We start from the raw sequence: 26,050 nt of genomic DNA, 5'->3' as shown, positions 1-26,050 counted from the left end.
TCAGACGCGCCGGCGCTTGGGCGGGCGGCATCCGTTGTGCGGAGTCGGAGTGACGTCCTGGATCGAGCCCACCTCCAGGCCGGTGGCCTGGAGCGAGCGGATCGCGGTCTCACGGCCGGAGCCCGGACCCTTGACGAACACGTCGACCTTGCGCATGCCGTGCTCCTGCGCGCGGCGGGCGGCCGACTCGGCGGCCATCTGCGCGGCGAACGGAGTGGACTTGCGCGAGCCCTTGAAGCCGACGTGGCCGGCCGAGGCCCAAGAAATCACGTTCCCGGTCGGGTCCGTGATCGAGACGATGGTGTTGTTGAACGTGCTCTTGATGTGAGCGTGCCCGTGGGCGACGTTCTTCTTCTCCTTGCGGCGCACCTTCTTGGCGCCGGCCGTCCTGCTCTTCGGAGGCATTCCTGAATTCTCCCGTGGAGGTGGTCGGTCCTACAGCTCGGACCGCTTGGCAGCGTCCGGTGCGGACTACTTCTTGCCCGGCTTCTTCTTACCGGCGATCGCGCGACGCGGGCCCTTGCGGGTGCGGGCGTTGGTGCTGGTGCGCTGGCCGTGGACCGGCAGGCCGCGGCGGTGACGCAGGCCCTGGTAGCAGCCGATCTCCACCTTGCGGCGGATGTCGGCCTGAATCTCACGACGGAGGTCACCCTCGGTCTTGATGTTGTTGTCCACGTACTCGCGGATCTTGACCAGGTCCTCTTCGGCCAGGTCGCGAACGCGGGTGTCCGGGTTCACACCGGTGTTGGCGAGCGTCTGCTGGGCAAGGGTGCGACCGATGCCGAAGACGTAGGTGAGGGCGACCTCGACGCGCTTTTCGCGCGGGAGATCAACGCCTGCAAGGCGTGCCATGAATCTGGCTCCAGATGGTTGTCGGAGGTCTTCCGCAGCACCACTCCCGGCCGGGCGGCCGGGTCCCCGGCCTCCGACCGGGGGTGTCGTCCCCTCTGGCGTGAAAACCGAGGCGGGAACGGGTGACTGCGTATGTACGTATAGTTATGCGTCGCGCGAAGATTGCTGCGAGAGGTGCAGGTCTGCGGCCGGCGTACGTCAGCCCTGGCGCTGCTTGTGGCGCAGGTTGTCGCAGATGACCATGACCCGCCCGTGGCGGCGGATCACCTTGCACTTGTCGCAGATCTTCTTGACGCTCGGCTTGACCTTCATGGTGTGAGGTTCTCCGGGTCGTGAGATCTACTTGTAGCGGTAGACGATCCGTCCGCGCGTGAGGTCGTACGGAGAGAGCTCCACGACAACTCGGTCATCGGGCAGGATGCGGATGTAGTGCATGCGCATCTTGCCGCTGATGTGCGCGAGGACCTTGTGACCGTTCTGGAGCTCCACCTTGAACATCGCGTTCGGCAGAGACTCGATCACGGTGCCCTCGATTTCGATGGCGCCTTGCTTCTTGGCCATGTCCTGCTTTCGGGATCGGCTACCTTGATCGGCTCGCGACATGCGGGAGGGCATGCGTGAGCCGACGTGTCAGTCTACGTCAGGGCATCCCGAAACACGAATCCGGGGCAGCATGCCCGGATTCCGCGGTGTTTATGCCAAAGAAGATCACGGAGGGCGACGGAATCAGGCCAGCGGGTCCGGCGCGGTCTCCACGCCCAGCTCGGCCAGCTTCGCCTTGCCGCCGTCCACAGCCGTCAGCACCAGCGGGCCCTCCTCGGTCAGCGCGACCGAGTGCTCCCAGTGGCTGGACCAGGTGCCGTCGTCCGTCTTGACGGTCCAGTCGTCGGCGAGGACGTGCGTCTTCGCGGTGCCGAGGCTCACCATCGGCTCGATCGCGATGCAGAAGCCGGGCACCAGCTTCGGGCCCTTGCCGCGCTTGCGGGAGACGTAGTTCAGCAGGTGCGGGTCCATGTGCATCTGGCTGCCGATGCCGTGGCCGCCGTAGTCCTCGATGATCCCGTACTTGCCGGAGGCCGGACGCGGCTGGCGCCGGATGTAGCCCTCGATCGCCTTGGAGATGTCGATCAGCCGGTTGCCCTTGCGGACCGCGGCGATCCCGGCCCACATCGACTCCTCGGTGACCCGGCTCAGCTCGTGCAGCTCCGGGGCGTGGCCCTCGCCGACGAAGACGGTGAAGGCGGCGTCCCCGTGCCAGCCGTCGATGATCGCGCCCGCGTCGATGGAGAGGAGGTCGCCGTCCTTCAGCACGGTCTCCCGGTCCGGGATGCCGTGCACCACGATGTCGTTCACCGAGGTGCAGATGGTCGCGGGGAACCCGCCGTAGCCCAGGAAGTTCGACTTGGCGCCGTGGTCGGCGATCACCTTGCGGGCGACGTCGTCCAGGTCCTTGGTGGAGGCACCGGGCACCGCGGCCGCGCGCGTCGCCTCGTGGATGGCGGCGACGACCAGCCCCGCCTCGCGCATCTTCGCGATCTGCTCGGCTGTCTTGATCTCCACCATGGGGCGCCTTCCGGGTCAGTCTCTGGTGCTGCGGTCGTCGTGCCGTGACGTATCTGCTCAACAGTACGGCCGCGGTGCCCTGCGGGGCGCCGCGGCCGTACTGTTCTGGTCCTCGCGGCCTTCAGGCCGCCTTGGCGGCCAGAGCGCCCATCGCGCGCTGCGTCACCTCGGACACCTTGCCGAGCGCCGGGATCGTCACGACCTGGCCCTTGGCCTTGTAGTAGTCGATGATCGGCTCGGTCTCGCGGTGGTAGACCTCGAGGCGCTTGCGGACGGTTTCCTCGCTGTCGTCCTCGCGCTGGTACAGCTCGCCGCCGCACACGTCGCACACGCCCTCGGTCTCGGGCTTCTTGTACTCGACGTGGAAGGTGTGCGCGCTGTCGTTGCGGCAGGTGCGGCGGCCGGCGATGCGCTTGACCACCTCGTCCTCCGGGACCTCCAGGTCCAGCACCGCGTCCAGCGACAGGTCGTTGGCCCGCAGGAAGGCGTCCAGCGCCTCGGCCTGGGCCAGGTTGCGCGGGAAGCCGTCGAGCAGGAAGCCGCCCGCGGCGTCCGGCTGGCCCATCCGGTCCTCGGCCATGCCGACGGTGACCTCGTCCGGTACCAGCTGCCCGGCCCTCATGTACTCCTGCGCCTGCTTGCCGAGCGGTGTGCCCTGGCTGATGTTCGCGCGGAAGAGGTCGCCCGTGGAGATGTGCGGGATCGACAGGTTCTCGGCCAGGTACGCGGCCTGCGTACCCTTGCCGGCTCCAGGAGGCCCGACGAGGACGATTCGCATCAGCGGAGGAACCCTTCGTAGTGTCGCTGCTGAAGCTGGCTCTCGATCTGCTTCACGGTCTCCAGGCCGACACCCACGATGATGAGGATGCTCGTGCCGCCGAACGGGAAGTTCTGATTCGCGTTGAGCGTCACGAGCGCCACCGTGGGCACGAGGGCGATCAGACCCAGATAGAGCGCACCGGGCCACGTGATGCGGTTCAGCACGTAGCTCAGATACTCAGCAGTGGGACGACCAGCCCGAATACCCGGGATGAACCCACCATACTTCTTCATGTTGTCGGCAACTTCTTCGGGGTTGAAGCTGATGGCGACGTAGAAGAACGCGAAGAAGACGATCAGAAGGAAGTACGCGGTGATGTAGATCGGGTGGTCGCCCTTGACCAGGTTCTGCGAGATCCACTGCGCCCAGCCCGCCTTGGACTGGCTGAACTGGACGATCAGCGCGGGAATGTAGAGCAGGGACGAGGCGAAGATCACGGGGATCACACCCGCCTGGTTCACCTTCATCGGGATGTAGGTGGACGTGCCGCCGTAACTGCGACGGCCGATCATCCGCTTGGCGTACTGCACCGGGATGCGGCGCTGCGCCTGCTCGACGAAGACCACCAGGCCGACCATGGCGAGACCGCAGACGATCACCAGGCCGAACTCCAGCCAGCCGTTCATGATCTTGCCCTGCTGCTTGATGCTCCACATGGCGCTGGGGAAACCGGCGGCGATCGAGACGAACATCAGGATCGACATGCCGTTGCCGATGCCGCGGTCGGTGACCAGCTCACCGAGCCACATGATCAGCGCGGTGCCGGCGGTCATCGTGATGACCATCACGGCGGTGGTGAAGATCGAATCGTCCCGGACGATCTGACTGCCGACCGGGCAGCTCTGGAACAGAGAACCGCTGCGCGCGGTGGCGACCAGGCCGGTGCCCTGGAGGATCGCCAGCGCGACGGTCAGGTAACGGGTGTACTGCGTGATCTTCGCCTGCCCGGTCTGGCCCTCCTTCTTGAGGGCCTCCAGACGCGGGATCACCACGGTCAGCAGCTGAAGGATGATGCTCGCCGTGATGTACGGCATGATCCCGAGCGCGAAGATGGTGATCTGGAGCAGTGCGCCACCACTGAACATGTTGACCAGGCCGAACAGCCCCTGCTGACCCTTGGCCAGATCCATGCACGTCTGGACGTTCTTGTAGTCGATGCCCGGGATCGGGACGTGTTGCCCGAGCCGGAACAGGACGATGATGGCCAGCGTGAACAGCAGCTTCTTGCGCAGGTCGGGCGTCTTGAACGCCCGGGCGAACGCGGTGAGCACGGTGCCTCCTGCGCCCCCCGCGTTCGTTGCGCGAGAGGTGACGGTCTTGAGGATCGACGAATACTTATCAGCCAGGACCCGTACGAAGACGTACCGCACGGAAGGTAACAGCGCACGCCACCTTACCGGCGACCTGGCCTCCCTAGGAACGACCAACCGGGGATGCCCCGTATCTGGGGCATCCCCGGCCAGTTTTGCACGTTGCTCAGACGAGCTCGGTGACAGTGCCACCGGCGGCGGTGATCTTCTCCTTGGCGGAGCCGGAGACGGCGTCGACCGTCACCTGGAGCGCCACGGAGACCTCACCGGAGCCCAGCACCTTGACGAGCTGGTTCTTGCGCACCGCACCCTTGGCGACCAGGTCGGCCACCGTGACCTCGCCACCCTGCGGGTAGAGCGCGGCCAGCTTGTCCAGGTTCACGACCTGGTACTCGGTGCGGAAGGGGTTCTTGAAGCCCTTCAGCTTCGGGAGCCGCATGTGGAGGGGCATCTGCCCACCCTCGAAGCGCTCCGGAACCTGGTAGCGGGCCTTGGTGCCCTTGGTACCACGACCAGCGGTCTTACCCTTGGACGCCTCACCACGACCGACACGGGTCTTGGCGGTCTTGGCGCCCGGGGCGGGCCGGAGGTTGTGGACCTTCAGCGGGTTGTTCTCCGCCATGTCAGTCGACCTCCTCGACCGTCACGAGGTGCCGCACGGTGGTCGCCATGCCGCGGAACTCGGGGCGGTCCTCCTTGACAACCACGTCGCCGAGCTTCTTCAGCCCGAGCGAACGCAGGGTGTCGCGGTGGTTCTGCTTGCTGCCGATGTACGACTTCGTCTGCGTGATCTTCAGGCGGGCCATGCTCACACACCCACCCCGGCACGCGCCCGCAGCAGAGCGGCGGGGGCGACGTCCTCGAGCGGCAGACCACGGCGGGCGGCGATCTCCTCGGGGCGCTGAAGGCCCCGCAGAGCGGCCACCGTGGCGTGCACGATGTTGATCGGGTTCGACGAGCCGAGCGACTTGCTCAGCACGTCGTGGATGCCCGCGCACTCCAGAACGGCGCGCACCGGGCCACCGGCGATCACACCGGTACCGGGGGACGCCGGCTTGAGCAGCACGACACCCGCGGCCTCCTCACCCTGGATCGGGTGCGGGATGGTGCCGGCGATCCGGGGGACCTTGAAGAAGTGCTTCTTGGCCTCCTCCACGCCCTTGGCGATCGCGGCCGGCACCTCCTTGGCCTTGCCGTAACCGACACCCACGGTGCCGTCACCGTCGCCCACCACGACCAGCGCGGTGAAGCTGAAGCGACGACCACCCTTCACAACCTTGGCGACGCGGTTGATCGCGACAACACGCTCGACGTAAGCGGTCTTCTCGGCAGCTGCGCCGCCGTCCCGCCGGTCCTTCCGGTCCCGCCGCTCGCCGCCACCGGCGCCGCCACCGCGGCGCTGGGGTCCAGCCATTGGATTTACCTCTCTCGTTTCCGCTTTGCGTTGGAACCGGGGCCTAGAACTGCAGCCCGGCCTCACGGGCAGCGTCCGCCAGAGCGGCGATCCGCCCGGCGTACCTGTTGCCGCCGCGGTCGAACACGACCGCCTCGACGCCCGCGGCCTTCGCCCGCTCGGCGACCAGCGCGCCGACCTGCTTGGCCTGAGCGCTCTTGTCACCCTCGGCGCCACGGATGGAGGTGTCCAGGGTCGACGCCGAGGCCACCGTGTGGCCCGCGATGTCGTCGATGACCTGGGCCACCATGTGACGGTTGGACCGCGTCACGACGAGGCGGGGGCGCTCCGGCGTACCGGAGACCCGCTTGCGGACGCGGATGTGACGGCGCTTGACGGCCGCGGCCTTGCGCGCGTCGCCCTTAGCGATCTTCACACCGTATGTCATGGCTTACTTACCAGCCTTTCCGACCTTGCGGCGGATGACCTCGCCCGCGTACTTGACGCCCTTGGCCTTGTACGGGTCCGGGCGGCGCAGCTTGCGGATGTTCGCGGCGACCTCGCCGACCTTCTGCTTGTCGATACCCTCGACGCTCAGCTTGGTCGGGGACTCCACCTTGAAGGAGATGCCCTCCGGGGCCTCCACCAGGATCGGGTGGCTGTAGCCCAGCGAGAACTCCAGGTTGGAGCCCTTCGCCTGGACGCGGTAACCGACACCGCTGATCTCGAGCGCCTTGCTGTAGCCCTGGGTCACGCCGGTGATCATGTTCGCCACCAGCGTGCGGGACAGGCCGTGCAGGGCCTTGTTCTGACGCTCGTCGTTCGGGCGGGTGACAACCAGCTGGTTGTCCTCACCCTTGGCGACATCGATCGGCGCGGCGACGGTGTGCGAGAGAGAGCCCTTGGGGCCCTTCACGGCGACCGTGCGGCCATCGATGGTGACGTCCACACCAGCGGGAACCTGGATGGGCAGCTTGCCAATGCGCGACATGTGCTTCCTCCGTTCCCTGGTTACCAGACGTAGGCGAGGACTTCCCCACCCACGCCCTTCTTGCCGGCCTGCTTGTCGGTGAGGAGCCCGTGCGACGTGGAGATGATCGCCACGCCCAGGCCGCCGAGCACCTTCGGCAGGTTGGTGGACTTTGCGTAGACCCGCAGGCCCGGCTTCGAAATCCGCTTGATGCCGGCGATCGAGCGCTCACGGTTCGGGCCGAACTTCAGCTCGAGGGTGAGGTTCTTGCCGACCTCGGCGTCCTCGACCTTCCAGCCGGTGATGTAGCCCTCCTGCTGGAGGATCTCCGCGATGTGCGACTTGATCTTGCTGTGCGGCATCACGACGGAGTCGTGGTACGCCGAGTTCGCGTTTCGCAGACGCGTCAGCATGTCTGCGATCGGATCGGTCATGGTCATGATGGCCTTCGGCCTCTCTCGCCGGGGTTTCCTGTATGCGCCATCCCTCTCACCCACTCAACGGGGCACGGGTGCGGCGCGGGGACCTACGGCGTAGTAAGAATTCTGGGCGGCGAGCGCCCAACCCTTCCACTCTACGGGAGTGAGCGGGCGGGCCTCGCCATCCATTGCTTACCGAGAGCCCGGTTACCAGCCCTTACGGGCCGGTTACCAGGAGCTCTTGGTCACGCCCGGCAGCTCGCCACGGTGAGCCATCTCACGAAGGCACACGCGGCACAGGCCGAACTTGCGGTACACGGAGTGCGGACGGCCGCAGCGCTGGCAGCGGGTGTAGCCGCGCACGCCGAACTTCGGCTTGCGGGCGGCCTTCGCAATGAGAGCCTTCTTCGCCACGGCTCACGCCTCCTTGAACGGGAAGCCGAGGTGACGCAGCAGGGCCCGGCCCTCTTCGTCGTTGGTCGCCGTGGTCACCACGGTGATGTCCATACCCCGGACGCGGTCGATCTTGTCCTGGTCGATCTCGTGGAACATGACCTGCTCCGTGAGACCGAAGGTGTAGTTGCCCCGGCCGTCGAACTGCTTCGGCGACAGACCGCGGAAGTCGCGGATGCGCGGCAGCGCGAGCGACACCAGGCGGTCCAGGAACTCCCACATGCGGTCACCGCGGAGGGTGACGTGGGCGCCGATCGGCTGGCCCTCACGCAGCTTGAACTGCGCGATGGACTTGCGGGCCTTGGTGACGGCCGGCTTCTGGCCGGTGATCGTGGTGAGGTCGCGGATGGCGCCCTCGATCAGCTTGGAGTCGCGGGCGGCGTCGCCCACACCCATGTTGACCACGACCTTGGTGAGGCCCGGGATCTGCATGACGTTCCCGTACGAGAACTGCTCCTGCAGCTTGCCCTGGATCTCTTCGCGGTAGCGCGTCTTGAGACGCGGTGCAGTGGTGGTGGCAGTCATCAGATGTCCTCACCGGTCCGCTTGGCAACGCGGATCTTGTTGCCGTCGTCGTCGAAGCGGAACCCGACGCGGGTGACGACCTTCTTGCCGTCCTTCTCCACCACGAGCTGAACATTGCTCACGTGGATCGGGGCCTCGGTCGTCACGATGCCGCCGGTCTTCGAACCACGAGCGGTCTGTCCGGCCTTGGTGTGCTTCTTGACCCGGTTGACACCCTCGACCAGGACGCGGTCCTCGCGGGGGAAGGCCGCGATGACCTTGCCCTGCTTGCCCCTGTCCTTACCGGTGATGACCTGGACCAGGTCGCCCTTCTTGATCTTCATCGGTTACAGCACCTCCGGCGCGAGCGAGATGATCTTCATGAACTTCTTCTCGCGCAGCTCACGGCCCACCGGGCCGAAGATACGGGTGCCGCGGGGGTCGCCATCGTTCTTGAGGATGACGGCCGCGTTCTCGTCGAAGCGGATGTACGAACCGTCCGGGCGGCGGCGCTCCTTCACGGTGCGCACGATGACCGCCTTGATGACGTCACCCTTCTTCACGTTGCCGCCGGGGATCGCGTCCTTCACGGTGGCGACGATGACGTCACCAATGCCCGCGTAGCGGCGACCGGAGCCACCGAGAACACGGATGCAAAGGATCTCCTTCGCTCCCGTGTTGTCGGCGACGCGCAGTCGCGACTCCTGCTGGATCACGTCTATCTCCTGATCGTCTGCCGGTTCCCGGCAGGGGCTCGGCACTCATGCGGTGCGAGCCCCTGCCAAGCCTGGCGGAACTGTCCTGCGGACTCATGCCCGCAGGAATTACTTGGCCTTCTCGAGGATCTCGACGACGCGCCAGCGCTTGGTCGCGGACAGCGGCCGGGTCTCCATCAGGAGGACACGGTCGCCGACACCCGCGGCGTTCTGCTCGTCGTGCGCCTTGAGCTTGTTGGTACGGCGGATGACCTTGCCGTACAGCGCGTGCTTGACGCGGTCCTCGACGGCGACGACGACGGTCTTGTCCATCTTGTCGCTGACGACCAGACCCTCGCGGGTCTTGCGGAAGCCGCGGCTCTGCGTTGCGTTCTCAGTCACATTCGTCTCGCTCATCAGGCGCTCTCCACCGTCTCGATGCCGAGCTCGCGCTCCCGCATCAGGGTGTAGATCCGGGCGATGTCCTTGCGGACGGCCTTCAGCCGGCCGTGGTTCTCGAGCTGTCCCGTCGCCGCCTGGAAGCGGAGGTTGAACAGTTCTTCCTTGGCCTCACGCAGCTTGCCAACGAGGTCCTCGTTGTTCAGCTCACGCAGCTCGGACGCCTTGGTACCGGCCGCCATCACGACTCACCTGCCTCGCGCCGCACGATCCGGCACTTCATCGGGAGCTTGTGAGCAGCGCGGGTGAGCGCCTCACGCGCAGTCTTCTCGTTCGGGTAGGACAGCTCGAACATCACCCGACCGGGCTTGACGTTCGCGACCCACCACTCCGGCGAACCCTTACCGGAACCCATGCGGGTCTCGGCGGGCTTCTTCGTCAGCGGACGGTCCGGGTAGATGTTGATCCAGACCTTGCCGCCACGCTTGATGTGGCGGGTCATCGCGATACGAGCGGCCTCGATCTGACGGTTCGTGACGTACGCCGGGGTGACGGCCTGAATGCCGTACTCGCCGAACGCCAGCTCCGTGCCGCCCTTGGCCATGCCGGACCGCTTGGGGTGGTGCTGCTTGCGGTGCTTGACCCTGCGAGGGATCAGCATGTCGGTCAGGCCTCCGTTCCGGTGCTCTCAGCAGCCGGAGCAGCGGCAGCGGCCTCGGCCTTGGGGGCCTCGGCAGCGGCGTTCTGCTGCTGCGGCTTACGGCCACGGCCGCCACGCTCGCCACCACGGCGCTGCGGGCGGTCGCTGCCGCGCGACGGGCGGTTGCCCGCGCGGGCGGCGGCGTTCTCGGCGCGGACCTCAGCGATGTTCTTGACGTCGCCCTTGTAGATCCACACCTTGACGCCGATGCGGCCGAAGGTGGTCTTGGCCTCGAAGAAGCCGTAGTCGACGTTCGCGCGGAGCGTGTGCAGGGGCACGCGGCCCTCGCGGTAGAACTCCGAGCGGGACATCTCGGCGCCGCCGAGACGGCCACCACACTGGATCTTGATGCCCTTGGCACCGGCCTTCATCGAGCTCTGCATCGACTTGCGCATCGCACGACGGAAGGAGACGCGGGAGGAGAGCTGCTCGGCGACGGCCTGGGCCACCAGCTGAGCGTCCACCTCGGGGTTCTTGACCTCGAGGATGTTCAGCTGCACCTGCTTGCCGGTGAGCTTCTCCAGCTCGCCGCGGATACGGTCGGCCTCCGCGCCGCGGCGGCCGATGACGATGCCCGGCCGGGCGGTGTGGATGTCGACGCGGACGCGGTCACGGGTGCGCTCGATCTCCACCTTGGAGATACCGGCGCGCTCCATGCCCTTCGTCATCATCCGGCGGATGGCGACGTCTTCCTTGACGTAGTCCTTGTACAGCTTGTCGGCGTACCACCGCGACTTGAAGTCGGTGGTGATGCCGAGCCGGAACCCGTGCGGGTTAACCTTCTGGCCCATTACCGGGTTCCTTCCTTGCTGCTGACGACCACGGTGATGTGGCTGGTCCGCTTGCGGATCCGGTAGGCGCGGCCCTGGGCGCGCGGACGGAAACGCTTCAGGGTCGGGCCCTCGTCGACGTAGGCCTCGGAGATGACGAGGCTGTCGGCGTCGGTGTGGTCGTAGTTGTGCGCGGCGTTGGCGATGGCGCTGTCCAGCACCTTGCCGACCGGCACGCTCGCGGCCTGCGGGGCGAAACGCAGGACCGCCTGAGCCTCCGTGGCGTTCATGCCACGGATGAGGTCCACCACGCGGCGGGCCTTCATGGGCGTGACGCGGATGTACCGCGCCTGGGCCCTGGCTTCCATGGTTGTCCCTTCGGTGTCTGTCATGAGTCTCTTCCGCCGATCAGCGACGACGCGACTTGCGGTCGTCCTTCTCGTGGCCGCGGAAGGTGCGGGTCGGCGCGAACTCGCCGAGCTTGTGGCCGACCATCGACTCGGTGACGAACACCGGGACGTGCTTGCGGCCGTCGTGCACCGCGATCGTGTGGCCGAGCATGGCCGGGACGATCATCGAGCGGCGGGACCAGGTCTTGATGACGTTCTTGGTGCCGGCTTCGTTCTGCGTGTCCACCTTCTTGCTCAGGTGGTCGTCGACGAAGGGCCCCTTCTTGAGACTACGCGGCATCTAAACCCGCTCCTAGCGCTTCTTGTTCGTCTTGCGGCGGCGGACGATGTACTTGTTGCTGGCCTTCTTCGGCGAGCGCGTACGGCCCTCCTTCTGACCCCACGGCGAGACCGGGTGGCGACCACCGGAAGTCTTGCCTTCACCACCACCGTGCGGGTGGTCGACGGGGTTCATGACCACACCACGAACGGTCGGGCGGACGCCCTTCCAGCGCATGCGGCCGGCCTTGCCCCAGTTGATGTTCGACTGCTCGGCGTTGCCGACCTCGCCGACGGTGGCGCGGCAGCGGACGTCGACCAGGCGGATCTCACCGGACGGCATACGAAGGTGGGCCATGGAGCCCTCCTTCGCCAGCAGCTGCACCGAGGCACCCGCGGAGCGGGCGAACTTCGCGCCGCCGCCGGGCCGCAGCTCGATGGCGTGCAGCGTCGTACCGACGGGGATGTTGCGCAGCGACAGGTTGTTGCCGGGCTTGATGTCGGCGCCGGGGCCGTTCTCGATCCGGTCGCCCTGCTTCAGGCCACGCGGCGCGAGGATGTAGCGCTTCTCGCCGTCCACGTAGTGGAGCAGCGCGATGCGCGCGGTGCGGTTCGGGTCGTACTCGATGTGCGCGACCTTCGCCGGGACGCCGTCCTTGTCATGACGGCGGAAGTCGATCACGCGGTACGCACGCTTGTGACCGCCACCCTGGTGGCGGACCGTGATGCGACCGGCGTTGTTACGACCACCCTTGCTGTGCAGCGGGCGGACCAGCGACTTCTCCGGCGTGGACCGCGTGATCTCGACGAAGTCGGCGACGCTGGAGCCACGACGCCCCGGGGTCGTCGGCTTGTACTTGCGGATACCCATTTCTCAGTCCTCGGAATATTCCGGACTTCTGGACGTTCCGGCCTCCGTCAGGAGGTCGGGCCGCCGAAGATGTCGATACGGTCGCCCTCGGCAAGGGTCACGATGGCGCGCTTGGTGTCCTTGCGCTTGCCGTAACCGGTGCGGGTGCGCTTGCGCTTGCCCTGCCGGTTGATCGTGTTGACCCCGGTGACCTTGACCGAGAAGACCGCCTCGACGGCCTGCTTGATCTGGGTCTTGTTCGCGCGCGGGTCGACGATGAACGTGTACTTGTTCTCGTCCAGCAGCGCGTAGCTCTTCTCCGAGACCACCGGCTTGACGAGAACGTCGCGGGGGTCCGTGAAGGTCTTGCTGGTGACAGCGGTCGCCTCACTCATCAGGCGGCGCTCCCTTCAGTCTTCTCAGCGGCCTTGGGACCAGCCACGAAGGACTCGAAGGCGGCCTTGGTGAAGACCACGTCGTCGGAGACGAGCACGTCGTACGTGTTCAGCTGGCCCGGCTCCAGGATGTGCACCTGGGGCAGGTTGCGGGCGGACAGCCACGCGGCCTCGTCGCTCCGCTCGGCGACCAGCAGCACGTGCTTGCGCTCGCTGATCTTGCCCAGCAGGGCCTTCGCGGCCTTGGTGGAGATGTCGCCCTCGACCACGCCGGTCACGACGTGAACGCGGCTGTGGCGCGCCCGGTCGGAGAGGGCCCCGCGGAGCGCGGCGGCCTTCATCTTCTTCGGGGTCCGCTGGCTGTAGTCACGCGGCACGGGACCGTGCACGGTGCCACCGCCGGCGAACTGCGGCGCGCGGGTCGAACCCTGACGGGCGCGACCGGTGCCCTTCTGGCGGTACGGCTTCTTGCCACCGCCGCGGACCTCGCCACGGGTCTTGGTCTTGTGCGTGCCCTGGCGGGCAGCGGCCAGCTGTGCGACGACGACCTGGTGGATCAGCGGAACGCTGACCTGCACGTCGAAGATCTCCGAGGGGAGCTCGACGGTCCCGGCCTTGTCGCCTGCCGGCGAAAGGATGTCAATGGTGCTCATCGGTTACCTCAGGCCCCCTTGGCCGCGGTACGGACCAGGACGAGGCCGCCGTTCGGACCAGGAACCGCTCCCTTGATCAGGAGCAGACCCTTCTCCGCGTCAACGGCGTGGACGGTCAGGTTCTGGGTGGTGACCCGCTCGTTGCCCATGCGGCCGGCCATGCGCAGGCCCTTGAACACGCGGCCCGGGGTGGCGCAGCCACCGATGGAGCCAGGCGAGCGGTGCTTGCGCTGGGTGCCGTGGCCGGCGCCGAGGCCGCCGAAGCCGTGGCGCTTCATGACACCGGCGGTGCCCTTGCCCTTGCTGGTGCCGGTCACGTCGACCTTCACACCGGACTCGAACACCTCGGCGGTGACCTCCTGGCCGAGCGTGTACTCACCGGCGTCGGCGGTACGCAGCTCCACCAGGTGGCGGCGCGGGGTGACGTCCGCCTTGGCGAAGTGGCCCTTGAGGGGCTTGTTCACCTTGCGCGGGTCGATCTCGCCGAAGGCGATCTGGACGGCGTTGTAGCCGTCGGCGTCATCGGTACGGACCTGGGTCACGACGCAGGGCCCGGCCTTGACGACGGTGACCGGGACGACACGGTTGTTCTCGTCCCAGACCTGCGTCATGCCGAGCTTCTCGCCCAGGACGCCCTTGATCTGCTTAGCCATCTCGCGCGTCACCTCAGAGCTTGATCTCGATGTCGACGCCCGCCGGCAGGTCGAGACGCATGAGCGAGTCGACGGTCTTCGGCGTGGGGTCGAGGATGTCGATGAGGCGCTTGTGCGTACGCATCTCGAAGTGCTCGCGCGAGTCCTTGTACTTGTGCGGCGACTTGATGACGCAGTACACGTTCTTCTCTGTGGGCAGCGGCACCGGGCCCGCGACCGACGCACCAGTGCGGGTCACCGTCTCGACGATCTTCTTCGCCGAGGAGTCGATGACCTCGTGGTCGTAGGCCTTGAGCCGGATGCGGATCTTCTGTCCCGCCATGGCTACTTCGTAGTCCTGTCTCTCGTAACGCTCTGGGACCCGGTGGCGTTCGCGGCCCTCCCACCCGCACTCCCGACCCACGCGGTCGGGCGTGTCGCGTCCCTTCCCGTACATCTCCGCAGAAGAGATCCCTGGTGAAGGGGGCTGGTCGGGGGAGAGAGTCACCCACCGGGCGCCTGGCTGGGGCCCCGCTGACACTTCCCGGAAGATTCCCGTACTTCCGCCCCTGATCAGGGACGACGAGTACTGCGGGACTCGCTTCCAGTCCTCCCGGCGGGAGGCGCGCAGCATCGGCACTCAACCGAGCAACCCGGACAGTCTGCCATACGAGGCCCAGCCTCCGCGAATCGGCCCTGGAGCGTACCCCACACCCACATCGGCGAATCCCTCATTCGCCCCGTGGTATGACGGACCGCGGCCACGGTACCTTCGGCATGCCGAGAAGAGGGGGGTATCGGGATGGCCGAGCCGTTACGGGTGGAGATCCTGCGGGCGGGCGAGGAGCACGTGGAGCAGATCGCCCGGCTCGCCGAGTCACGGAGCCTGAACGGGCCGGGCGGCATCCGGGGATCGACGGACGGCGGCTTCCTGGTCTCGGCGTACACCGAGACGGACTACCGCTCCCGGCTGGCGACCGCCGAGCACTTCTACGTGGCGGTCAAGGGCGGGCAGGTGCTGGCGTTCCTGATGGCGTACAGCTCCGACCAGGTCGAGCCGGACGAGTGGCTGAACCGCCGGATCAAGACGACGCTGGGCGCCTTCCTGGTGATCAAGCAGATCTGCGTGTCCCGCGAAGCGGCGCGGTCCGGGATCGCCTCGATGCTCTACTACCACGTGCTCGATCAGTGGCACAAAAGCCCCGTGATCGCCGCGGTGGTCAACGACCCGCCCAACGACGCGTCCGCGCACTTCCACCACAAGCTCGGCTTCCAGGAGCTGACCCGGCTGACCCCGCCGGACGGGCTGCCGCGGGTGGTGTGGGTCTGGCGCAAACCGCGCGAGGCGATCCTGCACGTGCAGTACGAGGTCGCGGTGGACCTCTACAAGCACGAGGACAACCTGAACTGGCAGAAGCTGAACAACCTCTTCTACATCACCGCGGGCCTCGCGGCGGCCATGGCCTTCAGCCTCGGCAAGGAGGGCGCGGGCGGCGCCCTGGGCAAGGTCCTGGCGGGGATCATCTCGGTGATCGGCTTCGGGGTGTCGTTGGGCTTCTCCGTGATGCTGCGCTACGGCCGTGAGTACCTGCTGGCGCGCAAGGAAGCGGTGATCGAGCTGGAGGAGTACATGGCCTGGCTCGGCGGCGAGCGGATAGTGAACCGCCGCGCCACCGACCCCCGTTCCGGATATCTGAAGGTGTCGCCCACCGGATTGATCATGGTGCTGCTGCCGGTGCTGGTCGCGCTCTGCTGGCTCGGGGCGCTCACAGCACTGATCGCCCACTGAGGTCGCCGACCAACTCAACCCCTCACGGCCTGTGATGTGACCCACAAAGGGCAACCCGAGGCCGCCCCCAACGCGTTCGGCGTGCGTGGATCACACGAAGGATCGGCTTCGAATCACGCGAGGACGGCATGGCGGGCGGCGACTGGACCGAGTTCGAGGAGTTCGTTGCCGCCTGCGGGCCACGGCTGCTGCGTTCCGCCTGGTTCCTGACCGGGGACCGGCATCTGGCCGAGGACCTGCTCCAGAGCGCCCTGGCCCGGGTCTGGCCGAAGTGGGGACGTATCGCGGAGGAGAACCCCGAGGCGTACGTCCGCCGCACCCTGGTCCATCTGCACGCGTCCTGGTGGCGGCGGCACTGGCGGCGCGAGGTGCCGCACTCCCAGGTGCCCGAACCGTCCTCCCGTGGTGGCCCGGCCGGTGCGTATCCCCAGGTCGGCGAGGTCGACCAGGGACGGACGATCATCGGGCTGCTGCGGCTGCTGCCCCGGCGCCAGCGCGAGGTCGTCGTCCTGCGCTACCTGGAGGACCTGAGCGTGGAGCAGACCGCGGCGGTGCTGGGCTGCTCCAGCGGCACGGTCAAGAGCCAGGCGTCGAAGGCCCTGAACACGCTGCGCACCCGATTACCCGGGCTCGACGCCGGTCTCGTGCCCGCCCCGGAGCCGGTCCGCGGCCGCGCCGCGCCGAAGTGAGGTGAGGACCGTGGTGACGAAGAAGGACCCCGGGGGATACGGCACCGAGGAGCTGGCCCGCACCGCGGCCGGGCTGCGGCGGCTCGCGGACACCGACACCCCGCCGCTGACGGCGCCGGAGGACCGCATGGAGCGGGTAAGGCACCGGGTGGTGCGGGCCCGCAGGCGGCGCACCGCCGTCGTGGCCGCCCCGATGGTGGTCGCGCTGATCGCGGGGGCGGTGTCCCTCGCCACCGGTCTGCGCGACGGCCGGTCCGCGGACCCCGGCACCACCCCGGCCACCACGCCCACCACCCCGGACCGGACCGCGACGCCCCGGAAGGTGCTGAAGCTGCCGGACGTGGCGGGCGGCATGGACCTGCGGGTGTCCGTGCCCGACGACTGGCGGGTGCAGAAGCCGTATCGCGCAGACGGCGCAGACGGCGCAGACGCCACGGACGGCGCAGACGGCACGGACGGTCCGGCGAGCGAGACGTACGTCCTGGCGGGCCCGGCGGCGCACGAGGCGTCGAGCACGGCGGCGGGCACGCTGCCCGCCACGCCGCGGAGCACGCTGTCCGCCACGCCGCAGGGCACGGCGTCGGCCGTCGTTCCCCCGAGCACCGGCGACCGCGCCTGCGGCGACGCCCTCAAGGAAGCCCTCTACGGCCCCGAGTTGTGCCTGCCGGTGACCCGGCTGGCGAAGAACAGCGCCCTGGTGCTGTGGCGCCGCGAGTCCTACGACCGGCCGGAGCGGAAGCTGCCCGTGCAGCGGTCGCGGCCGACCCCGGTCTGCCGGGAGCTGGGCGGCACGGCCTTCCTCAGCCTGCGGCAGCCGCTGCCCGACCACCCCGACAGCACGGTCGCCGCGTACGCCTGTCTCGCTTCCGCGGACTCCACCCTGATCGAGCACGTCAAGGGCGCGCTCTCCTCGGCCCGCTTCTCCTGAGCCGACACCCGAACGCCCCCACCCCCTTCACCACCCCTGGAGCACCCCCGTCATGACCGTCACCGAGCCGTCCGCCGAGCGTTCCGCCGCACCGCCCGCCCGGTCCTCACACCGCCGTTCCTCCCGGCGTCGCCGTCGGCGCCGCTCGCCGGTGGTGCCGCTGGTGATCGGCGCGGCGGTGACGTCCGGAGCCGCGCTGGCCGTCTACGCCGTGTTACCCGGCGACGGCGGCGGCGTACGGTCCGCCCCCGCGGACTCCGCGGCGGCGACCCGGTCCCCCGCGGCCGACTACGCCCCCACCGCCGCGCCGACGGCGCCGCCCTCCCGGTCCTCCCGCGACGCGGGCCCCGCGCGCCCCACCGCACCCACGTCCCCCACCGGGACCGCCTCCCCGGCGGGGACCGGCACCTTCGTCACCGCGAAGTCCTCCGGCAAGGTGATCGGCGACGGCGGCGATGTGCGGCGGTTCAAGGTCCAGGTCGAGGAGGGCACGGGCGTCGACCCGAAGCGGGCCGCGGCCGAGATATCCGCGGTCCTCGCGGACGAGCGCGGCTGGACCAGGGACCGGAAGCACTCCTTCCAGCTGGTGTCCGGCGGCGCTTACGACTTCGAGGTGAAGATCGCCACCCCGGACACCGTCGACGACATCTGCGGGCAGGCGGGGCTCAAGACCCGCGGCGAGGTCAACTGCGCCGCCGGAACGCAGGTCATGGTCAACCTCAAGCGCTGGAACACCGGCTCCCCCGAGTTCGACGGCCCGATCCGCGAATACCGCGCGCTGATCGTCAACCACGAGGTGGGCCACCGCATCGGCCGCGGCCATGAGACCTGCCCCGGCCCCGGAAAGCCCGCCCCGGCGATGATGCAGCAGATAGACGGGCTGAAGGGCTGCGTCGCCAACGCCTGGCCGTACTCCAAGGCCGGGAAGTACCTCGGCGGCCCTTCGGTCGCCTGACCGGCCCCGGCCCGGCGTGTCCGAAGTGTGATCGAGACCTCCCCGGCTATCGGACAACCTTCGAAGATCATCAGCCGTCCCCTATCACGTGGAAGCAGCCGGAGACTACGCGCTGCACAAGTGACAGGGTCGCCAAATTGAACAGTCGATGGACTCTGCCCGCGCGCACGACACGCAGGCAGGCACTGGCCGCGGTGGCGGCCCTCACCGCCACCGCTGCCGCCGGATGCAGCGGCCGTCCCGGGTCTTCCGCCGTCCCCGCCGCACCCGCCCGGACGACCACCCGCCCGGGGGCCGCCGAGCCGTTCACCTCGGCGGCCGGGGACAAGCGCGCCACCCTGCTCCAGGTCATGGCCCACCCCGATGACGACCTGTACTTCATGAACCCCGACAACGAGCACGTCCTGCGCTCCGGGGTCCCCGTGGTGAGCGTGTACGTCACGGCGGGCGAGGCGCTGGGCCTCAACCGGGTCGCCGGGCGGCCGCTGCCGCCGCCGGACAAGGCCGCGTACTCCGCCGCCCGCCACCAGGGGCTGCGGCAGGCGTACGCGCAGATGCTGGGGCTGCACCAGTTCACGCCGTGGCACCGGTCGGTGCTGAACCTGCCCGGCGGCGTCAAGGCGGAGACGAACGTCCTCGCCAACGGCACCCGCAGGGTGCGGCTGATCTTCCTCAACATCGCCATGCTGTCCGAGGGGCACATACGCATGCCCGCCCTGTGGGACACCCCCGGCACCGTCATGCGCACGCTGCTGGCCGAGGGCTCCCCGGTGCAGCACCCCAGCTCGTACGTCCACCAGACCCTGGTCGACGTGCTCGCCGAGATCATGGACCGCTACCGGCCCACGCTCATCCACACCCTCGACCCCGACCCCGACTTCCAGGTCCACGACCTGCTGCACCCCAAGGACAACGACCAGCCCGGCTGTTCGGACCACCGGGACCACACCCCGGTCGCGCTGTTCACCTGGAAGGCGATCGCGCAGTGGGCCGCCGAGTCCACCCGGCGGGACAAGGAGGCGCCGCGCTTCACCACCACGTCCTTCCGCGGCTACTACAACCAGCGCTGGCCGCACAATCTGCCGCCCGCCGTGCTGGCCCAGAAGGCGCGCGTCATCAAGGCGTACGGCGGCTCCCCCGCGTGGAAGTGCGGTGACTCCGCGGGCTGCGGCGACTACAGCCAGGGCGGCCTGCGGCCGCTCAAGAACCGCAAGGGCTGGATCCGCTCCACCCACTACCGCTACCCCAGCGCCCTGCCCACCCCCACCACCGACCGCGAGGGCCGCCTCGTCGCGTACGGCGTCCTCGGCACCCAGGCCGTCCGGTGGCGCGAAACCGCCCGCGGCAGCGGGCGGTTCGGAACGCCGCTCGGGCTCGGCGGCGGGCCGCTGGCCCCCGCCTTGAGCGCCGTGACCGACAGCGCGGGACGCCACGTGCTGCTCGCGCTGCGGTTCGCGGCGCTGGACGGCCAGGGCGGCGCCAACATGCGCGAGATCGTGGCACTGGAACAGAGCCGCCCCGACGGGCCGTTCCGCGCCTGGACCGGGCTCGGCACCCCCGAGGCCAACCCCGAACTCGGCCGCCGCGTCGGCTGCCCCACCGCGGTCGCCACCCCGGACGGGAAGGTCCACCTCTTCGTACGGACCGCCGAGAAGGGCCTCGCCACCCGGGTACGGGGCGCGGACGGCCGCTGGGGGCCGTGGGAGCGGCTCGGCGGCGCGGAAATCCAGGACGGGCTGACCGCCCTGGTCGACGGCGAGGGCCGCGCCCATGTCGTCGCCCCGGGCCGCGACACCGTGCACCACTGGTCCCAGGAGCGGCCCGGAGGCCCCGTCACCCTGCGGCCCGCCGCCGGACTGCCCCGCCCCGGCGGCAACCAGATCGGCGCCGCGATCGCCCCCGACGGCACGCTCTCCCTGGTCTACCGCACCCCCGCGGCCACGGTGCCCACCCTCCACGGCACGGAGGGCGGCCCGGAAAACGGCACGGAAAGCCGCACGGTGCCGCACTTCGAGGGGTACGGGGCCATCGCCGCGCACACCGTGCCCGAGCCCGGCAAGGACGGCAAGGGCAGCGGGGACGACAAGGCCGCCACCCTGCTCCTGCTCGGCCGCAGCCTCGACGGCGACGTCCAGGTCCAGTGGGGCACCGGCCCCGACGACCGCCCGCTGCGCTCCCCCGGCCACCTCACCCCGGTGGGCACCCCCGCCCTGCTGGCCGACCCCGACCAGGGGGCCTGCGTGGTGGGCGTCGCGCCGGACGCCACCCCCTGGATCTGGCGCCCGCGCCCGACCTCGACGGCGTAACACCACCGCCGGGGCGCCCCCGTCGTCTCGACCGGGGCGCCCCGGCGGTTGCCGGAGCAGCAGGCCCTCAGCGGCGCGCTGCCGCCATGCGCCGCCGCGGGCGCTCGGGCTCGGCGTCCTCCTCGGCCTCGTCGGGCTCGTCGGGCTCCTCCTCGTACTCCTCCTCGGGCTCGACGTCGGCGTCCTCGGGCTCGATGTCGGCGTCCTCGGGCTCGATGTCGGCGTCCTCGTCGACGAACTCGGCCTCGTCGCCCTCGCCCTCGGGCTCGTCCTCGTCCTCGTACGCCGCGTCCTCGTCGTCCTCTTCGGCCCGCGGCTCATCGGCCTCTCCCCCGGCCTCTTCGGCGCGCTCTTCGTCGCGCTCTTCCTCTTCCTCCGCCACGGCCGTCTCGTGGTCGACCACGACCTCGCCGTCCCGGATCTCGCCGCGCCAGCCGTCCGTGGCCTCGCCGCGCATCATGATGAACTTGCGGTAGAGCTTGAGGTCGAGCCGCGCCCGGCGGCCCTGGGCGCGCCAGATGTTGGCGGTCTTCTCGAACAGCCCCTTGGGGAAGTACTCCAGCACCAGCAGCACCCGGGTGAGGCTGTCGCCCAGCGGGTGAAAGGTGACGACGCCCTTGACGGTGCCCTTGGCGCCCTCGGTCGTCCAGCTGATCCGCTCGTCGGGCACCTGCTCGGTGACGTTGGCCTTCCAGCTGCGCGTGGACTTGGCGACCTTCACCTTCCAGTTGCTGCTGGTGTCGTCGGCCTTCTCGACGCTGACGACGCCCTTGGCGAAGGTGCTGAACTCCTGGAACTGGGTCCACTGGTCGTACGCCTCGCGGACCGGCACCCCGACGTCGATGTCCTCGACCACGGTGACGCTCTTGGACTTGCCGCCGCCGCTCTTGCCGCGGCCCTTGCCGAACATCCCCTTGGCCTTGTCCTTCAGAGAATCCTTCAGCTGGGAGGCCCCGGCCTTCAGCACGGCCTGGCCCGGCGGCTTGCCCTCGGCGAGCGCCTGGGTGCCCTTGGCGAGACCGGTGCCGAGCCCGGTGAGCGCATGAGTCGCCCGGGCCTGGACGTAGCTCTGGAGCTCGTCCTTGAGGCGGTCCGCGGCCGGGCTGCGCACGATGTCGTCCTTCAGCTTGCCCAACGTGTCAGCCATTGCGGCCCCCCGCGGACTTCGCGGTCTTCTTCACGGCCTTCTTCGCCTTGCCGGGAGAGGAGGCGGCGGCCTTGCGCGCCCGGCCTGCCGGGGCCTTGGCCGTCTTGGCCGCCTTGGCCTGCGGCGGCTTGCGGCGTGGCGCCGGCGGTTTCCGTTCGCTCTCCTCGTCGGCCGGTTCGTCGTCCTCCCCGGGCTCCTCGTCCGCACGCTCCTCGTCCCCCTCACCCCGCAGGCTCAGCGTGCGGTCGTGCAGCGAGTCGGCGAGACCGTTCATGCGGGTGGACAGGGCCGAGGTGGCGGCCGTCTTCGCGGCACCGGCCAGCTCCTTGCGCGCCTGCGCGTTCAGCCCGCTCAGCAGCGGGGAGTCGGCGACCGCCCGGGCCAGCTGCTGCGGATCGAGGGTGATCTTCTTCCCGGCGAGCAACATGCCCAGCCCCAGGGCGAGTTTCGCCTTTTTGGTGCGCCCCAGGAGGTAGCCTCCCGCGACCGCGACCGCGATCTTGCCGTTGGTCATCATCCGTACTCCCGAAGTCGAACCCAGCTTCGATGCGGATGGCCGGGTACCCAGATACGGAAAAGCCCCACCCGCCGTGTGAAGGCGAGTGGGGCTTGTGCTCCGGGGAGCGTGCTCCGAAGAGCGTCAGATCACTTGTTGATCTTCGTGACCTGACCGGCGCCGACGGTCCGGCCACCCTCACGGATGGCGAACTTCAGGCCCTCCTCCATGGCGACCGGCTGGATCAGCTGGACGGACATCTCGGTGTTGTCGCCCGGCATGACCATCTCGGTGCCCTCGGGGAGGGTCACAACGCCCGTCACGTCCGTGGTACGGAAGTAGAACTGCGGACGGTAGTTGTTGAAGAACGGCGTGTGGCGGCCACCCTCGTCCTTGGACAGGATGTACGCCTGGGCCTCGAACTCGGTGTGCGGGGTGACCGAGCCCGGCTTGATGATGACCTGGCCGCGCTCGACGTCCTCGCGCTTGATGCCGCGGAGCAGCAGACCGACGTTCTCACCGGCCTGGCCCTCGTCGAGCAGCTTGCGGAACATCTCGATACCGGTGACGGTGGTCGAGGTCTTCTCGTTCTTGATGCCGATGATGTCGACGTTCTCGTTGACCTTCAGCACACCACGCTCGATACGGCCGGTGACGACCGTGCCGCGGCCGGTGATGGTGAAGACGTCCTCGATCGGCATGAGGAACGGCTTGTCGACGTCGCGCTCCGGGTTCGGGATGGAGTCGTCGACGGCCTTCATCAGGTCGAGGACGGACTTGCCCCACTCGGCGTCGCCCTCGAGCGCCTTGAGCGCCGAGACCTTGACGACCGGAACGTCGTCGCCCGGGAACTCGTACTCGGAGAGCAGCTCGCGGACCTCGAGCTCGACGAGCTCCAGGATCTCCTCGTCGTCCACCATGTCGGCCTTGTTCAGGGCGACGACGATGTACGGAACGCCGACCTGGCGGGCCAGGAGCACGTGCTCCTTGGTCTGCGGCATCGGGCCGTCGGTGGCGGCGACCACGAGGATGGCGCCGTCCATCTGCGCGGCACCGGTGATCATGTTCTTGATGTAGTCCGCGTGACCGGGGCAGTCAACGTGCGCGTAGTGACGCGACTCGGTCTGGTACTCGACGTGCGCGATGGAGATCGTAATACCACGCTGGCGCTCTTCCGGCGCCTTGTCGATCATGTCGAAGGCCGAGGCCTCGTTCAGGTCCGGGAACGCGTCGTGCAGCACCTTGGTGATCGCCGCGGTAAGGGTCGTCTTACCGTGGTCGATGTGACCGATGGTGCCGATGTTGACGTGCGGCTTAGTCCGCTCGAACTTCGCCTTCGCCACTGGGGTCCTCCTGTGGAGTGGTTCTGTAACGCATCCGCGCCTTGCGGACGGGTTCAGGTGGTCTTACCGAACCGGCCAGGACCCCGAGGGGGATGCCCTTCGCCGTATTCGTTATGGGGGCCGGCGGCCGGGGCCCCGCCGTAAACCGTCACGGTGGACGATCTACGACGGAACACCCGTTGCCTTTTGCTCCAGCCTAAAGGGTGAGGAATGCGGATGAACCCGCCTTACTCGCCCTTGGCCTTCGCGATGATCTCCTCGGCGACGTTCCGCGGAACCTCGGCGTAGGAGTCGAACTGCATGGAGTAGCTGGCGCGGCCAGAGGTCTTGCTGCGCAGGTCGCCCACGTAGCCGAACATCTCCGACAGCGGGACCAGACCGATCACCAGCTTGGCGCCGCTACGGTCCTCCATGGACTGGATCTGACCACGGCGGGAGTTGATGTCGCCGATCACGTCACCCATGTAGTCCTCGGGCGTCGTGACCTCGACCTTCATCATCGGCTCGAGCAGGGCCGGGCTGGCCTTGCGGGCGGCCTCCTTGAAGGCCATCGAACCGGCGATCTTGAAGGCCATCTCGGAGGAGTCGACCTCGTGGTAGCCACCGTCGAGAAGCACGACCTTGACGCCGGTCAGCGGGTAGCCGGCGAGCACGCCGAACTCCATGGCCTCCTGGCAGCCCGCGTCCACGGACGGGATGTACTCCCGCGGGATGCGGCCACCGGTGACCTTGTTCTCGAACTCGTAGCCGTCGCCCTCGAGCGGCTCCAGCGCGATCTGCACCTTGGCGAACTGGCCGGAACCACCAGTCTGCTTCTTGTGCGTGTAGTCGTACCGCTCGACCGCCTTGCGCAGCGTCTCGCGGTAGGCCACCTGCGGCTTGCCGACGTTGGCCTCGACCTTGAACTCGCGCTTCATGCGGTCGACCAGCACGTCGAGGTGGAGCTCACCCATGCCGGAGATGATGGTCTGGCCGGTCTCCTCATCGGTCTTGACGCGGAAGGACGGGTCCTCCTCGGCAAGCCGCTGGATCGCGACGGCCAGCTTCTCCTGGTCGCCCTTGGACTTCGGCTCGATGGCCACCTCGATGACCGGGGCCGGGAAGTCCATGGACTCGAGGATCACCGGGTTCGAGGAGTCGCAGAGCGTCTCACCGGTGGTGGTCTGCTTGAGACCCATGACGGCGACGATGTCACCGGCACCCACCGACTCGATCTCCTCACGCTTGTTCGCGTGCATCCGGTAGATCTTGCCGATGCGCTCCTTCTTGCCCTTCACCGAGTTCAGGACCTGCGAGCCGGCCACGAGGCGGCCCGAGTAGACCCGGATGAAGGTGAGCTTCCCGAGGTGCGGGTCGCTCGCAATCTTGAACGCCAGGACCGACAGCGGCTCGTCCTCGGACGGACGACGCTTGATGACCTCGTCGGGGTCCTTGACCGAGTGGCCCTCGATCGCCTCGATGTCGATCGGCGACGGCAGGTACCGGACGACCGCGTCGAGCAGGGGCTGCACGCCCTTGTTCTTGAACGCGGTGCCGCAGAACACGGGGGTGACGGTGGTGCCGCCGCCCTTGCCCGAGGCGATGGTGATGCGGCGGACCGCCGCGTACAGCTGCTCCACGGAGGGCTCCTCGCCCTCCAGGTACAGCTCCATCATCTCTTCGTCGTTCTCGGCGACGGTCTCCAGCAGCTTGCCGCGCCACTCGTCGGCGGCCTCGGTGTGGGTGTCCGGGATGTCGACGGTGTCGTACATCTCGCCCTTGGACGCCTCAATGTTCCAGACCAGCGCCTTCATGGTGACGAGGTCGATGACGCCCTTGAAGTCGGCCTCGGTGCCGATCGGCAGCTGCATGACCAGCGGCACCGCGCCCAGGCGGTCCGTGATCATGTCGACGCAGCGGTGGAACTCGGCACCGGTGCGGTCGAGCTTGTTGACGAAGCAGATCCGCGGAACGCCGTAGCGGTCCGCCTGACGCCAAACGGTCTCGGACTGCGGCTCCACGCCGGCCACACCGTCGAACACCGTCACGGCACCGTCGAGGACGCGCAGCGAGCGCTCCACCTCGACGGTGAAGTCGACGTGCCCCGGGGTGTCAATGATGTTGATCGTGTGATCGGTGTCCTCGAGCGGCCAGTGACAGGTCGTCGCGGCCGACGTGATCGTGATGCCGCGCTCCTGCTCCTGCTCCATCCAGTCCATCGTGGCAGCGCCGTCGTGGACCTCACCGATCTTGTAGCTCACACCGGTGTAGAACAGGATCCGCTCGGTGGTCGTCGTCTTGCCCGCGTCGATGTGGGCCATGATCCCGATATTGCGGACCTTGGCCAGGTCAAGTGAAGTGGTAGCCATAAG

Annotated in this window: 37 protein-coding genes; 5 read left to right on the top strand and 32 right to left on the bottom strand. The window is 68.4% G+C overall.

The features are described 5' to 3' along the window. The 28 genes from rpsK to rpsJ form a co-directional block, all read right to left on the bottom strand. Positions 1-405: a 30S ribosomal protein S11 gene (rpsK, locus tag HYQ63_RS24935; protein ID WP_009715860.1), complete on the bottom strand. Its 405-nt coding sequence runs from the start codon at positions 403-405 to the stop codon at positions 1-3. 66 nt (positions 406-471) lie between these two features. Then, positions 472-852, bottom strand: a complete 381-nt coding sequence (rpsM, locus tag HYQ63_RS24930) for a 30S ribosomal protein S13 (RefSeq protein WP_009715861.1) — start codon at positions 850-852, stop codon at positions 472-474. A gap of 198 nt (positions 853-1,050) precedes the next feature. Beyond that, positions 1,051-1,164, bottom strand: coding sequence for a 50S ribosomal protein L36 (gene rpmJ, locus HYQ63_RS24925; RefSeq protein ID WP_003956441.1), 114 nt, complete (start codon positions 1,162-1,164; stop codon positions 1,051-1,053). Positions 1,165-1,191: 27 nt separating this feature from the next. After that, the gene (gene infA / locus HYQ63_RS24920) at positions 1,192-1,413 is read right to left on the bottom strand and encodes a translation initiation factor IF-1 (RefSeq protein WP_003956442.1); all 222 of its coding nucleotides are present in this window, start codon (positions 1,411-1,413) and stop codon (positions 1,192-1,194) included. 165 nt (positions 1,414-1,578) lie between these two features. After that, positions 1,579-2,415 (bottom strand): type I methionyl aminopeptidase, encoded by an 837-nt coding sequence (map, locus tag HYQ63_RS24915; protein WP_179936006.1) that lies wholly within the window; start codon positions 2,413-2,415, stop codon positions 1,579-1,581. 121 nt (positions 2,416-2,536) lie between these two features. Continuing rightward, on the bottom strand, positions 2,537-3,193 hold the full coding sequence (locus tag HYQ63_RS24910; RefSeq protein ID WP_179936004.1) for an adenylate kinase: 657 nt from the start codon (positions 3,191-3,193) through the stop codon (positions 2,537-2,539). Beyond that, a complete protein-coding gene (secY, locus tag HYQ63_RS24905; protein ID WP_179940470.1) occupies positions 3,193-4,506 on the bottom strand; it encodes a preprotein translocase subunit SecY in 1,314 nt (437 codons plus the stop codon). The genes HYQ63_RS24910 and secY overlap by 1 nt, the downstream gene beginning before the upstream one ends. 205 nt (positions 4,507-4,711) lie before the next feature. Then, entirely contained in the window at positions 4,712-5,167 is a 456-nt protein-coding gene (gene rplO / locus HYQ63_RS24900; RefSeq protein WP_059148967.1) for a 50S ribosomal protein L15, read from the bottom strand. 1 nt (position 5,168) lies between these two features. After that, the gene (gene rpmD, locus HYQ63_RS24895; protein WP_009715866.1) at positions 5,169-5,351 is read right to left on the bottom strand and encodes a 50S ribosomal protein L30; all 183 of its coding nucleotides are present in this window, start codon (positions 5,349-5,351) and stop codon (positions 5,169-5,171) included. Positions 5,352-5,353: 2 nt separating this feature from the next. After that, positions 5,354-5,959 carry a 30S ribosomal protein S5 gene (gene rpsE / locus HYQ63_RS24890; protein WP_020869250.1) on the bottom strand — a complete coding sequence of 202 codons (606 nt, stop codon included), beginning with the start codon at positions 5,957-5,959 and terminating at the stop codon, positions 5,354-5,356. Between the two features lie 43 nt (positions 5,960-6,002). Then, the gene (rplR, locus tag HYQ63_RS24885) at positions 6,003-6,386 is read right to left on the bottom strand and encodes a 50S ribosomal protein L18 (RefSeq protein ID WP_009715868.1); all 384 of its coding nucleotides are present in this window, start codon (positions 6,384-6,386) and stop codon (positions 6,003-6,005) included. A gap of 3 nt (positions 6,387-6,389) precedes the next feature. Continuing rightward, a complete protein-coding gene (gene rplF / locus HYQ63_RS24880; protein ID WP_179936002.1) occupies positions 6,390-6,929 on the bottom strand; it encodes a 50S ribosomal protein L6 in 540 nt (179 codons plus the stop codon). Positions 6,930-6,949: 20 nt separating this feature from the next. Next, the gene (rpsH, locus tag HYQ63_RS24875; protein ID WP_055556099.1) at positions 6,950-7,348 is read right to left on the bottom strand and encodes a 30S ribosomal protein S8; all 399 of its coding nucleotides are present in this window, start codon (positions 7,346-7,348) and stop codon (positions 6,950-6,952) included. Between the two features lie 207 nt (positions 7,349-7,555). After that, positions 7,556-7,741 carry a type Z 30S ribosomal protein S14 gene (locus HYQ63_RS24870; protein WP_003948630.1) on the bottom strand — a complete coding sequence of 62 codons (186 nt, stop codon included), beginning with the start codon at positions 7,739-7,741 and terminating at the stop codon, positions 7,556-7,558. 3 nt (positions 7,742-7,744) lie between these two features. After that, positions 7,745-8,305, bottom strand: coding sequence for a 50S ribosomal protein L5 (gene rplE, locus HYQ63_RS24865; protein ID WP_009715871.1), 561 nt, complete (start codon positions 8,303-8,305; stop codon positions 7,745-7,747). Further along, a complete protein-coding gene (rplX, locus tag HYQ63_RS24860) occupies positions 8,305-8,628 on the bottom strand; it encodes a 50S ribosomal protein L24 (RefSeq protein ID WP_179936000.1) in 324 nt (107 codons plus the stop codon). Before rplX ends, rplE begins: the two co-directional genes overlap by 1 nt. A 3-nt stretch (positions 8,629-8,631) precedes the next feature. Beyond that, entirely contained in the window at positions 8,632-9,000 is a 369-nt protein-coding gene (gene rplN / locus HYQ63_RS24855) for a 50S ribosomal protein L14 (protein ID WP_003992364.1), read from the bottom strand. A gap of 108 nt (positions 9,001-9,108) precedes the next feature. Further along, positions 9,109-9,396: a 30S ribosomal protein S17 gene (gene rpsQ, locus HYQ63_RS24850; protein WP_055556095.1), complete on the bottom strand. Its 288-nt coding sequence runs from the start codon at positions 9,394-9,396 to the stop codon at positions 9,109-9,111. Then, complete coding sequence (gene rpmC, locus HYQ63_RS24845; RefSeq protein ID WP_009715874.1) at positions 9,396-9,620, bottom strand: 50S ribosomal protein L29; 225 nt, start codon at positions 9,618-9,620, stop codon at positions 9,396-9,398. The genes rpsQ and rpmC overlap by 1 nt, the downstream gene beginning before the upstream one ends. Further along, a complete protein-coding gene (gene rplP, locus HYQ63_RS24840) occupies positions 9,620-10,039 on the bottom strand; it encodes a 50S ribosomal protein L16 (protein WP_009715875.1) in 420 nt (139 codons plus the stop codon). The genes rpmC and rplP overlap by 1 nt, the downstream gene beginning before the upstream one ends. 5 nt (positions 10,040-10,044) lie before the next feature. Further along, the gene (gene rpsC / locus HYQ63_RS24835) at positions 10,045-10,869 is read right to left on the bottom strand and encodes a 30S ribosomal protein S3 (protein ID WP_055556093.1); all 825 of its coding nucleotides are present in this window, start codon (positions 10,867-10,869) and stop codon (positions 10,045-10,047) included. Beyond that, on the bottom strand, positions 10,869-11,216 hold the full coding sequence (gene rplV, locus HYQ63_RS24830) for a 50S ribosomal protein L22 (protein ID WP_044571671.1): 348 nt from the start codon (positions 11,214-11,216) through the stop codon (positions 10,869-10,871). Before rplV ends, rpsC begins: the two co-directional genes overlap by 1 nt. A gap of 40 nt (positions 11,217-11,256) precedes the next feature. Beyond that, positions 11,257-11,538, bottom strand: coding sequence for a 30S ribosomal protein S19 (rpsS, locus tag HYQ63_RS24825; RefSeq protein WP_030016988.1), 282 nt, complete (start codon positions 11,536-11,538; stop codon positions 11,257-11,259). 12 nt (positions 11,539-11,550) lie between these two features. Further along, positions 11,551-12,387, bottom strand: a complete 837-nt coding sequence (gene rplB, locus HYQ63_RS24820) for a 50S ribosomal protein L2 (protein WP_009715879.1) — start codon at positions 12,385-12,387, stop codon at positions 11,551-11,553. A gap of 47 nt (positions 12,388-12,434) precedes the next feature. Continuing rightward, positions 12,435-12,761, bottom strand: a complete 327-nt coding sequence (rplW, locus tag HYQ63_RS24815) for a 50S ribosomal protein L23 (protein ID WP_009715880.1) — start codon at positions 12,759-12,761, stop codon at positions 12,435-12,437. Further along, on the bottom strand, positions 12,761-13,414 hold the full coding sequence (rplD, locus tag HYQ63_RS24810; protein ID WP_179935998.1) for a 50S ribosomal protein L4: 654 nt from the start codon (positions 13,412-13,414) through the stop codon (positions 12,761-12,763). Before rplD ends, rplW begins: the two co-directional genes overlap by 1 nt. An 8-nt stretch (positions 13,415-13,422) precedes the next feature. Then, positions 13,423-14,067: a 50S ribosomal protein L3 gene (rplC, locus tag HYQ63_RS24805; RefSeq protein WP_179935996.1), complete on the bottom strand. Its 645-nt coding sequence runs from the start codon at positions 14,065-14,067 to the stop codon at positions 13,423-13,425. Between the two features lie 13 nt (positions 14,068-14,080). Beyond that, a complete protein-coding gene (gene rpsJ / locus HYQ63_RS24800; protein WP_003948644.1) occupies positions 14,081-14,389 on the bottom strand; it encodes a 30S ribosomal protein S10 in 309 nt (102 codons plus the stop codon). A 459-nt stretch (positions 14,390-14,848) separates the two neighbouring features. On the opposite strand from rpsJ, the gene HYQ63_RS24795 reads away from it, so the two are divergent. The 5 genes from HYQ63_RS24795 (at position 14,849) to HYQ63_RS24775 (ending at position 20,713) form a co-directional block, all read left to right on the top strand. Beyond that, positions 14,849-15,835, top strand: a complete 987-nt coding sequence (locus HYQ63_RS24795) for a GNAT family N-acetyltransferase (protein WP_179935994.1) — start codon at positions 14,849-14,851, stop codon at positions 15,833-15,835. Between the two features lie 128 nt (positions 15,836-15,963). Further along, positions 15,964-16,524, top strand: coding sequence for a SigE family RNA polymerase sigma factor (locus HYQ63_RS24790; protein WP_179935992.1), 561 nt, complete (start codon positions 15,964-15,966; stop codon positions 16,522-16,524). A gap of 10 nt (positions 16,525-16,534) precedes the next feature. Beyond that, positions 16,535-17,452, top strand: a complete 918-nt coding sequence (locus tag HYQ63_RS24785; RefSeq protein WP_179935990.1) for a hypothetical protein — start codon at positions 16,535-16,537, stop codon at positions 17,450-17,452. Between the two features lie 52 nt (positions 17,453-17,504). Continuing rightward, complete coding sequence (locus HYQ63_RS24780) at positions 17,505-18,407, top strand: DUF3152 domain-containing protein (RefSeq protein WP_179935988.1); 903 nt, start codon at positions 17,505-17,507, stop codon at positions 18,405-18,407. Positions 18,408-18,544: 137 nt separating this feature from the next. After that, the gene (locus tag HYQ63_RS24775; RefSeq protein ID WP_257232069.1) at positions 18,545-20,713 is read left to right on the top strand and encodes a PIG-L family deacetylase; all 2,169 of its coding nucleotides are present in this window, start codon (positions 18,545-18,547) and stop codon (positions 20,711-20,713) included. A 67-nt stretch (positions 20,714-20,780) separates the two neighbouring features. Here HYQ63_RS24775 and HYQ63_RS24770 read toward each other — a convergent pair whose 3' ends face one another. The 4 genes from HYQ63_RS24770 to fusA all read right to left on the bottom strand — a co-directional run bounded on the left by HYQ63_RS24770 (position 20,781) and on the right by fusA (position 26,047). Continuing rightward, complete coding sequence (locus tag HYQ63_RS24770) at positions 20,781-21,860, bottom strand: SRPBCC family protein (protein ID WP_179935986.1); 1,080 nt, start codon at positions 21,858-21,860, stop codon at positions 20,781-20,783. Further along, entirely contained in the window at positions 21,853-22,377 is a 525-nt protein-coding gene (locus tag HYQ63_RS24765) for a hypothetical protein (protein ID WP_179935984.1), read from the bottom strand. The genes HYQ63_RS24770 and HYQ63_RS24765 overlap by 8 nt, the downstream gene beginning before the upstream one ends. 128 nt (positions 22,378-22,505) lie before the next feature. Further along, complete coding sequence (gene tuf, locus HYQ63_RS24760) at positions 22,506-23,699, bottom strand: elongation factor Tu (RefSeq protein WP_123107880.1); 1,194 nt, start codon at positions 23,697-23,699, stop codon at positions 22,506-22,508. 227 nt (positions 23,700-23,926) lie between these two features. Then, complete coding sequence (gene fusA, locus HYQ63_RS24755; RefSeq protein WP_123107881.1) at positions 23,927-26,047, bottom strand: elongation factor G; 2,121 nt, start codon at positions 26,045-26,047, stop codon at positions 23,927-23,929. Positions 26,048-26,050 lie beyond the last annotated feature (3 nt).

Origin of the sequence: Streptomyces sp. Rer75, from assembly GCF_013414305.1 — a bacterium.
Taxonomy (GTDB): domain Bacteria; phylum Actinomycetota; class Actinomycetes; order Streptomycetales; family Streptomycetaceae; genus Streptomyces; species Streptomyces himastatinicus.
The sequence above is the reverse complement of the archived record's forward strand: the minus strand, read 5'-3'. Positions and strand labels throughout refer to the sequence as shown.

Bases quoted from the DNA above. Each gene is read 5' to 3' on its own strand.
- rplE (WP_009715871.1), bottom strand. From the start codon at position 8,305: ATGACTGCCACCACCACTGCACCGCGTCTCAAGACGCGCTACCGCGAA.
- HYQ63_RS24765 (WP_179935984.1), bottom strand. From the start codon at position 22,377: ATGATGACCAACGGCAAGATCGCGGTCGCGGTCGCGGGAGGCTACCTC.
- rplX (WP_179936000.1), bottom strand. From the start codon at position 8,628: ATGAAGATCAAGAAGGGCGACCTGGTCCAGGTCATCACCGGTAAGGAC.
- HYQ63_RS24780 (WP_179935988.1), top strand. From the start codon at position 17,505: ATGACCGTCACCGAGCCGTCCGCCGAGCGTTCCGCCGCACCGCCCGCC.
- rpsJ (WP_003948644.1), bottom strand. From the start codon at position 14,389: ATGGCGGGACAGAAGATCCGCATCCGGCTCAAGGCCTACGACCACGAG.
- HYQ63_RS24910 (WP_179936004.1), bottom strand. From the start codon at position 3,193: ATGCGAATCGTCCTCGTCGGGCCTCCTGGAGCCGGCAAGGGTACGCAG.
- rpsQ (WP_055556095.1), bottom strand. From the start codon at position 9,396: ATGAGCGAGACGAATGTGACTGAGAACGCAACGCAGAGCCGCGGCTTC.
- rplW (WP_009715880.1), bottom strand. From the start codon at position 12,761: ATGAGTGAGGCGACCGCTGTCACCAGCAAGACCTTCACGGACCCCCGC.
- rplR (WP_009715868.1), bottom strand. From the start codon at position 6,386: ATGACATACGGTGTGAAGATCGCTAAGGGCGACGCGCGCAAGGCCGCG.
- rplF (WP_179936002.1), bottom strand. From the start codon at position 6,929: ATGTCGCGCATTGGCAAGCTGCCCATCCAGGTTCCCGCTGGTGTGGAC.
- rpsM (WP_009715861.1), bottom strand. From the start codon at position 852: ATGGCACGCCTTGCAGGCGTTGATCTCCCGCGCGAAAAGCGCGTCGAG.
- rpsK (WP_009715860.1), bottom strand. From the start codon at position 405: ATGCCTCCGAAGAGCAGGACGGCCGGCGCCAAGAAGGTGCGCCGCAAG.
- rplC (WP_179935996.1), bottom strand. From the start codon at position 14,067: ATGGCTAAGCAGATCAAGGGCGTCCTGGGCGAGAAGCTCGGCATGACG.
- rpmD (WP_009715866.1), bottom strand. From the start codon at position 5,351: ATGGCCCGCCTGAAGATCACGCAGACGAAGTCGTACATCGGCAGCAAG.
- rpmJ (WP_003956441.1), bottom strand. From the start codon at position 1,164: ATGAAGGTCAAGCCGAGCGTCAAGAAGATCTGCGACAAGTGCAAGGTG.
- rplV (WP_044571671.1), bottom strand. From the start codon at position 11,216: ATGGAAGCCAGGGCCCAGGCGCGGTACATCCGCGTCACGCCCATGAAG.
- infA (WP_003956442.1), bottom strand. From the start codon at position 1,413: ATGGCCAAGAAGCAAGGCGCCATCGAAATCGAGGGCACCGTGATCGAG.
- rpsH (WP_055556099.1), bottom strand. From the start codon at position 7,348: ATGACCATGACCGATCCGATCGCAGACATGCTGACGCGTCTGCGAAAC.
- rpsS (WP_030016988.1), bottom strand. From the start codon at position 11,538: ATGCCGCGTAGTCTCAAGAAGGGGCCCTTCGTCGACGACCACCTGAGC.
- fusA (WP_123107881.1), bottom strand. From the start codon at position 26,047: ATGGCTACCACTTCACTTGACCTGGCCAAGGTCCGCAATATCGGGATC.
- rplD (WP_179935998.1), bottom strand. From the start codon at position 13,414: ATGAGCACCATTGACATCCTTTCGCCGGCAGGCGACAAGGCCGGGACC.
- rpsE (WP_020869250.1), bottom strand. From the start codon at position 5,959: ATGGCTGGACCCCAGCGCCGCGGTGGCGGCGCCGGTGGCGGCGAGCGG.
- rplB (WP_009715879.1), bottom strand. From the start codon at position 12,387: ATGGGTATCCGCAAGTACAAGCCGACGACCCCGGGGCGTCGTGGCTCC.
- rplP (WP_009715875.1), bottom strand. From the start codon at position 10,039: ATGCTGATCCCTCGCAGGGTCAAGCACCGCAAGCAGCACCACCCCAAG.
- HYQ63_RS24770 (WP_179935986.1), bottom strand. From the start codon at position 21,860: ATGGCTGACACGTTGGGCAAGCTGAAGGACGACATCGTGCGCAGCCCG.
- map (WP_179936006.1), bottom strand. From the start codon at position 2,415: ATGGTGGAGATCAAGACAGCCGAGCAGATCGCGAAGATGCGCGAGGCG.
- rpmC (WP_009715874.1), bottom strand. From the start codon at position 9,620: ATGGCGGCCGGTACCAAGGCGTCCGAGCTGCGTGAGCTGAACAACGAG.
- rpsC (WP_055556093.1), bottom strand. From the start codon at position 10,869: ATGGGCCAGAAGGTTAACCCGCACGGGTTCCGGCTCGGCATCACCACC.
- HYQ63_RS24795 (WP_179935994.1), top strand. From the start codon at position 14,849: ATGGCCGAGCCGTTACGGGTGGAGATCCTGCGGGCGGGCGAGGAGCAC.
- rplO (WP_059148967.1), bottom strand. From the start codon at position 5,167: ATGGCGGAGAACAACCCGCTGAAGGTCCACAACCTCCGGCCCGCCCCG.
- HYQ63_RS24790 (WP_179935992.1), top strand. From the start codon at position 15,964: ATGGCGGGCGGCGACTGGACCGAGTTCGAGGAGTTCGTTGCCGCCTGC.